The following is a 6667-nucleotide window of genomic DNA, read 5'->3' as shown; positions in this document are numbered from 1 at the left end:
CGAAAGCGCGTCACCTCTTTGTCGAGAAACAGCTTCTTGCCTTGCATCTTCCCTCTACGAAAACTGGTTCTGCAACAGCCACGCTCCTTAAGCTGAATCGAAGGTTTACCTTCCGACCGTTAAGGTGAACACCGAGGCCTCCTGTTAGCGTGTAAGGAGGCCGACGCTCTTAGCTATTTCAGTAAAGGCGCAGTTGAGCAAGCGGACCTCATATCATGAACCGCCAGATGCGCGCAAACAACAAAACGCCCACGCCACAGGCAAGGAAAATGGCCAAGACGGAAGGCCTTTTATTGCTGTTCCGTATGTAAACGAGCAACCCTAGTAGGAGAGCGGAAGCGAGGGGAATCAACAGACAGTACTGGCCGCTGTAGGAGAACTCAATTATCCCAAAGAGCATTTTTGATTTGCCGTCTGCGCGTTGATACACCGCCGCAAGATTACGATTCACACCTATTATCAACACGATGCAAAGCGCACTGAGCCCATAAGACACGGTCAACAATCTCTTATCAGGATTTTTGAACGGCATGGGGTGCTTGACTTGACAAAAGCGGTTGGATGCGATTAAAGAAGGTGCCCGCTTACGCAGGTTCTTTTAGCCGACCTCAGTCGAGCCCGAAGCTAAGCACGTTGTTTATGGGACAGACCGGCACTAAATTGCGAAGGGGCTTCGAGCCATTCTGGGATAGGAAAAAACACTGCTTTTTCTAGAAGCAGCCTGGTTTACCTTGCCTGCCACCGTTTGAATGAACTGAAAGGTGAAGATAAGGAGCCCCCGATAATAGAAGCCGTTCCGTTGTCATTAGCCTGTTCAGCAGCGTTCCTCCAAAATCCACAGCCAGTTGCAACTGCTACCCCATGAACCCGAAACTGATGCTTTTTTTCGTTCTAACGCTATTAGTTGGGTGTGGTCCGAAAAGCGGTGCTGCCGTCGGGGAAGAATTTTGCGCGTGTATGAAGCGCCACAAAAACGTGAGTCTTGACCCCAAGGTAAACTACCAGACTAAGTTTAAAATATGCGACGGCCAAATGATTGAAAAGTATCCATTGTACCGCGTCTTTGCCGTGGATATGAGCTATGCCGATTCCGCCTTGGAGGTGGATTGGGCCGAGCGCGAGAGGTCACGGCTGTTCATGCTTGACTTTTATGAATACATGAATGCCAATTGCAAAGAGTTCTAGTTTGCTTACGTGAAACCCTCTTTTTCCTAAACTCCTGGCACCCGGCCCGCTTAAGAAACCAGTTGGCCACTGCAGCACCGTTCGAACCTAAGAAACTCGTCTACGAATCAAAGTTTACGAAACTACCACGGTAGATGAGTTTCGTAAACTCAAGCAAATAGTCCTAGCATCAAGTCAAAGAAACTGATGCATGGCGTGGCAAACTGCATAGCTGGTGCTGCCCGTATGTGAGCAACACATTAGCCGGATTGCAAGGTGATGAGCGCAAAGTGGTTTCCAGGCGGGGTAGTAATGGGCCTACTGGGTCTGTTCAATAATTGCCCGGCCCAGGCTGCGCCGGCTACGGACACAACCAAGGTTCAGCTTAGCTCCGACCGCCTTATCAGCTACACCTTCGCCAACGACGCCTTTTTCCGCACCGACTACTACTTTACCCAGGGCATGAGCCTGACGCTGGTGCTGCCCGCGCTGAGCCGGCTGCCCACGCGGCACGTGTTGCCCGGGCCCCGGGAGGGCACCCTAAGCCACTACGGACTCAAGATTCTATACGACGGCTTTACGCCCCTGCGCATTCAGGACCCGGACATTCGCTACGGTGACCGGCCGTATGCTTCCTACATCTACGCTACCTTCTTTCACGCCCAAACCAGCGGGGCGCGGCGCTGGCGGCTGAGCTCCGGCCTGCAGCTGGGCGTAATTGGTCCGGCGGCCGGAGCCAAGGGTTTCCAGACCGCCGTGCACCGCTGGCTGGCCGCGCCCACGCCCCGGGGCTGGGACTATCAGGTGCAAAACGACCTGGTGCTGGGCTATGAGCTGGGCGGTGAGCGGCAGCTGCTGGCTATCGGCTCCGCTGCCGAGGTAGTGGGCACGGCCGGCGCCGCGCTCAGCACCATGCGCAGCTACGGCAGCGGCGGGCTGCTGCTGCGCCTGGGGCGCTTTAACCCGTATTTCGAGACCATGACCGGCGTGGCGGCGGCCGAAAACAGGGGAGGGCTGCGCCGCTTGCAGCTCTACACCGAGCTGCGGGCCGAGGCGCGGGCCGTGGGCTACGACGCGACCCTGCAGGGCGGCCTTCTCAACCGGGACTCGCCTTATACCTTACCGGCCGGCGCCGTGCGGCGCGGGGTATTGCAGGGCGCAGCCGCGGCGGTGCTGGCCTATCAGGGCTTCAGCGTGCGGACGGTGGCAGGCTGGGTTTCGCCCGAGTTCGCGGGGGCCCGGCATCATGCCTGGGGGCAGCTGGATGTGCGAGTGGCTTTTTAGCTGGGCTTACTTGCTGCTGGCTTTGCGCCGCGCCGCTGCGCGGGCGGGCTGCTTTTCAGGCAGCGGGGCCGCCAGCAGCAAGGGCAGGCGCGGGGCAACGTCCTCTTCCTCCACCAGCTCTACCCCGGAGCCCGGGTCGGGCACCAGCATTTTCCAGGCGGCGTGGCGCAGCTCGTCGAGCTTCTGCAGCGAATCACTCACGGTAGCGTTGGCCTTGAGCTTGTCGAAAAGGCCGCTTTTGGTGCCCGCCATTACCAGCTTTTCTACCACAAAGGGCAGCACCCAGCCCACTACGCTGGTGGCCAGGCTGCCCCGTAGCCCCAGGCGCACCAGCAGGCGCACGGTCATCTTCTCTAGCAGCAGGGCCCGGGCGGCCGGGAGGGCCGTATCGGCCAGGAAGTCGGCCACCAGCCGCAGGTTGCCTTTCTCTACTTCGGCCCGCAGCACGTCCTGCACCGCATCGAGCGCGCGGCTCACCAGCTGCCGAAACAGGCGGCCGGTTTGCCAGGCCGCCAGCCCCGTAAGCCGGGCGGCACCGAATAAAGCAGGGGGGATTCGAAGTTTTTTCATGAGGCGAAAAACAAAACTACCTGCAGATTATTATCTGCAGCGGAACGCCGGGCACGAAGCAAGGGTTAGGAGTGCTGGCCTACTGCTGAGCCTGGGGCGTATATGGTAATTTCTGGACGCTGGTAAAAAAGCAGGCTCCCTTTGTTTTGCAGCCTTGCGGCTGTTGCTCCCTTACTGCATGTCAGATTTGCTGTTGGATATAAACTTACAACAACTGCCCGATGAATACCTGGCCGGCGCCTGGCGGGTAGCCAGCCGGGTGTTGAACCAGAACAGCCCGGCTAGTCCGCTGGCTTTGGCGGTGCGGCTGGTGCTCTCGCCCGGGAAGCTGGTAGCGCAGGCGGCGGACGAGCAGGCCCTGGCCCAGGGCAGCTGGGCCGTGCAGCGCGACGAGCTGCTGAAGCGGCCCTACCTGCGCTTTGAGCTGCCCCAGGAGCAGGTAAATGCCTTGGTTACCCGGCTGCGCCGCTCGCCCAATGGCGAGCAAAGCCAGCTCAGCCTCTACTTCGCGTCGGGCATGGAAATGCAGCTCGAGCGCGTTTGACTTATTTGTGAATCTTTAACCTTTTCCGCCCGTGACCTCCCTCGATTCGGCCGCCGCTGTTCCCACCCCGGCCCGCTCAGCAGATTCTGCCAACCCCACGAGCTGGCAGGACCAGTTTGCCTTTCTGGCCGACCTGATTCCGCAGCTGGTGTGGATTACGGACCCAACCGGCTTTCATACTTACTTCAACCAGCGCTGGGTTGACTTCACCGGCTACACCCTGGAAGACAGCATTGGGCCGGACATGTGGAACAACCTGCTGCACCCCGACGACCAGGAGCGGGCCCGGCAGGTGTGGGGGCATTCGCTGGCTACCGGCGACGACTACAACATCGAGTACCGCTTCAAGTCCAGGCAGGGCGGCTACCGCTGGTTTCTGGGCCAGGCCCTGCCCCGGCGCGATGCCTCCGGGCAGATTGTGGCTTGGTTTGGCACCTGCACCGATATTGAGGAACAGCGGAAACTGCGCGAGCAGCTCGAAGCGGCCTATTACGACCTGGAAGCAAAAATCACCTTTCGAACCTTGGAACTGGAGCACCAGGTGCAGGAGCTCAAGCGCCAACTGGGGCAGGCCTGAGCCGGCAACTCCCCATACCTTATTTTTGTTGAATGAATGCCCCGCCGCCGTGGCGGGGCTTTTATTTGCCAGGTAATGAACAAGACCTATTGCCCCAGCCTCACCGAGTATAAGCGCCGGGTGTCCCGCATCGTGAACATTGGCGGCTTGCCGCTGGGTGGCCACCACCCCATCCGGGTGCAGAGCATGACGACAGTGGATACCATGGACACGCTGGGCTCGGTGGAGCAGACCCTGCGCATGGTGGAAGCCGGCTGCGAGTACGTGCGCATCACCGCGCCCAGCGTGAAGGAGGCCCAGAACCTGCTCGAAATCAAGAAGGAGCTGCGCAAGCGCGGCTGCGAGGTGCCGCTCATTGCCGACATTCACTTCACGCCCAACGCCGCCGAGCTGGCCGCCCGCATCGTGGAAAAGGTGCGCGTAAACCCCGGCAACTACGCCGACAAAAAGAAGTTTGAGGAGATTGAGTACACCGACGCCAGCTATGCCGCTGAGGTAGAGCGCATCCGCGAGCGGTTCCGGCCCCTGGTGAAAATCTGCAAGCAGTACGGCACGGCCATGCGCATCGGCACCAACCACGGCTCCCTGTCCGACCGCATCCTAAGCCGCTACGGCGACACGCCCCTGGGCATGGTGGAGTCGGCGTTGGAGTTCCTGCGCCTCTGCGAAGAAGAAAACTACTACGACGTGGTGCTGAGCATGAAAGCCAGCAACACCCAGGTGATGGTGCAGGCCTACCGCCTGCTGGTACAGAAGCTCGACGAGGAAGGCCTGCAGCCCTACCCGCTGCACCTGGGCGTGACCGAAGCCGGCGAGGCCGAGGACGGCCGCATCAAGTCGGCCGTGGGCATCGGCACCCTGCTCGAAGACGGCCTGGGCGACACCGTGCGCGTCAGCCTGACCGAAGCGCCGGAGGCGGAAGCGCCGGTGGCCCGCATGCTGATTGATAGGTACACGAACCGGGCGGCAGAGGCCAAGCCTATCCGGCCTTTGGCCGGGGAATTAGTAATTAATAATGAAGAATTAAAAATTGATGCTGCCGATTCAGCAGAAATCAATTCTTCATTACCAATAAACCCCTTCCAGTACTTCCGCCGCGTAACCCGCGAGGTAGAAAACCTGGGCGGGCAGAACGTGCCCCGCGTCATTGCCGACCTTTCGCGCCTGGCCGGACTGGAGTATGCCGACCTGCGCTGCGCCGGCCACCTGTACTCGCCCTTCCTGGATAAATTCCAGATGAGTGACCTGGGCGCCGACTATATCTACACCGGGCAGACGCCCGCGCCCTTCATGCTGCCCAATGGCCTGAAGGAAATGGTGGACTACAGCGCCTGGCTCGATGCCGGCCAGCGCTCCGACCACTACCCGGTGCTCACCCAGGCCGAGTACGCCGGAGCCACAGCCCGGCACCCCACGCTGAACTTCGTATTCCACAACCTGGACTCGCTCACGGAGCCGGCTCTGGACCAGCTGCGGCACGACAGCACGGCCGTGGTTATTCTCTACACCGACAATGCCCACGCCATGCCGGAAATCCGGCGGGCCTTTTTCGAGCTGCTGAATGCGGGCGTTACCTGCCCCGTTATCATCAACCGCCAGTACCCGGCGCTGAAGGATGAGCAAACCCAGCTCTACGCCGCCACCGACGTGGGCGGCCTGCTGCTCGACGGCCTCGGCGATGGCGTGGTGCTGAGCACCGAGCTGCTGCCCGAGCGCCCCAAAGCCGAGTGGCTGCCGGTGATTGACGGGCTGAACCAGCTCAGCTTCGGCATTCTGCAGGCGGCGCGCACCCGTATGAGCAAGACCGAGTACATCAGCTGCCCGAGCTGCGGCCGCACCTTGTTCGACCTGCAGGAAACCACGGCCATGATTCGCAAGCGCACCGACCACCTCAAGGGCGTCAAAATCGGCATCATGGGCTGCATCGTGAACGGCCCCGGCGAGATGGCCGACGCCGACTACGGCTACGTGGGCGTAGGCAAAGGCAAAATTGCCCTCTACCGCGGCCAGGAAGTTATCAAGAAGTCGGTGCCCGAAGCCAACGCCGTGGATGAGTTGATTGAGCTCATGCGCGAGGATGGCAAGTGGTTCGAGCCAGTGCGGCTGGAGGAACCGGCGGGGGTTTAATATTATCCAGATAGAAAGTGGTAAGTACTTTAAGAATATGACTCCCTTTCATTGGCGTTTACCAAATAAGTGGGCATTCCCTTTATGCGGGATAATATTTCTTGCGGCAGGGTTTATTGTTGTTAGGGGATTTGTTACGACACCAAAGTTTTTATTTGGTATCAAGGATGAAATGATTAAAAATCACAATTTTAACAAACTAGTTGGTGAGCATGGAGGATATTCTATTTGGTTTGATAGAGATAAGAGTGAAAGAACAGACACCGTCGATTTTAAGGTGACCATGCTTGGTCAAAATGACAGTGCTTTTGTGCAGATTCTTGGTCATTATTATAGCTCTGACGGTGAGGTTTTTTACGAGAAAACAGATACAATTTTTAATAATTAACTACTTGACCGAA

General features: G+C 58.8%; 7 protein-coding genes. 6 read left to right on the top strand and 1 reads right to left on the bottom strand.

Annotated features, from left to right (window positions below):
• Window positions 1-861: 861 nt before the first annotated feature.
• Together ABD919_RS16480 and ABD919_RS16475 are read left to right on the top strand one after the other, a co-directional pair.
• Complete coding sequence (locus ABD919_RS16480) at window positions 862-1185, top strand: hypothetical protein (protein WP_345237138.1); 324 nt, start codon at window positions 862-864, stop codon at window positions 1183-1185.
• Window positions 1186-1476: 291 nt separating this feature from the next.
• On the top strand, window positions 1477-2448 hold the full coding sequence (locus ABD919_RS16475) for a lipid A-modifier LpxR family protein (RefSeq protein WP_345237137.1): 972 nt from the start codon (window positions 1477-1479) through the stop codon (window positions 2446-2448).
• Between the two features lie 6 nt (window positions 2449-2454).
• On the opposite strand, the gene ABD919_RS16470 is transcribed toward ABD919_RS16475, so the two are convergent.
• Window positions 2455-3018, bottom strand: coding sequence for a hypothetical protein (locus tag ABD919_RS16470; RefSeq protein WP_345237136.1), 564 nt, complete (start codon window positions 3016-3018; stop codon window positions 2455-2457).
• A 193-nt stretch (window positions 3019-3211) separates the two neighbouring features.
• On the opposite strand from ABD919_RS16470, the gene ABD919_RS16465 reads away from it, so the two are divergent.
• The 4 genes from ABD919_RS16465 to ABD919_RS16450 all read left to right on the top strand — a co-directional run bounded on the left by ABD919_RS16465 (window position 3212) and on the right by ABD919_RS16450 (window position 6654).
• A complete protein-coding gene (locus tag ABD919_RS16465) occupies window positions 3212-3562 on the top strand; it encodes a hypothetical protein (RefSeq protein ID WP_345237135.1) in 351 nt (116 codons plus the stop codon).
• Window positions 3563-3593: 31 nt separating this feature from the next.
• A complete protein-coding gene (locus tag ABD919_RS16460; RefSeq protein ID WP_345237134.1) occupies window positions 3594-4139 on the top strand; it encodes a PAS domain-containing protein in 546 nt (181 codons plus the stop codon).
• Window positions 4140-4214: 75 nt separating this feature from the next.
• Window positions 4215-6266, top strand: coding sequence for a (E)-4-hydroxy-3-methylbut-2-enyl-diphosphate synthase (gene ispG / locus ABD919_RS16455; protein ID WP_345237133.1), 2052 nt, complete (start codon window positions 4215-4217; stop codon window positions 6264-6266).
• Window positions 6267-6303: 37 nt separating this feature from the next.
• Window positions 6304-6654 (top strand): hypothetical protein, encoded by a 351-nt coding sequence (locus tag ABD919_RS16450; protein WP_345237132.1) that lies wholly within the window; start codon window positions 6304-6306, stop codon window positions 6652-6654.
• Window positions 6655-6667: the final 13 nt, after the last annotated feature.

Source organism: Hymenobacter saemangeumensis (assembly GCF_039541835.1).
GTDB classification, from domain to species: Bacteria; Bacteroidota; Bacteroidia; order Cytophagales; family Hymenobacteraceae; genus Hymenobacter; species Hymenobacter saemangeumensis.
The sequence above is the reverse complement of the archived record's forward strand: the minus strand, read 5'-3'. Positions and strand labels throughout refer to the sequence as shown.

What these genes read in the sequence shown, in the direction of transcription:
- ABD919_RS16470 (WP_345237136.1), bottom strand. Translation starts at nt 3,018, where the DNA reads ATGAAAAAACTTCGAATCCCCCCTGCTTTATTCGGTGCCGCCCGGCTT.
- ABD919_RS16450 (WP_345237132.1), top strand. Translation starts at nt 6,304, where the DNA reads ATGACTCCCTTTCATTGGCGTTTACCAAATAAGTGGGCATTCCCTTTA.
- ABD919_RS16475 (WP_345237137.1), top strand. Translation starts at nt 1,477, where the DNA reads ATGGGCCTACTGGGTCTGTTCAATAATTGCCCGGCCCAGGCTGCGCCG.
- ispG (WP_345237133.1), top strand. Translation starts at nt 4,215, where the DNA reads ATGAACAAGACCTATTGCCCCAGCCTCACCGAGTATAAGCGCCGGGTG.
- ABD919_RS16480 (WP_345237138.1), top strand. Translation starts at nt 862, where the DNA reads ATGAACCCGAAACTGATGCTTTTTTTCGTTCTAACGCTATTAGTTGGG.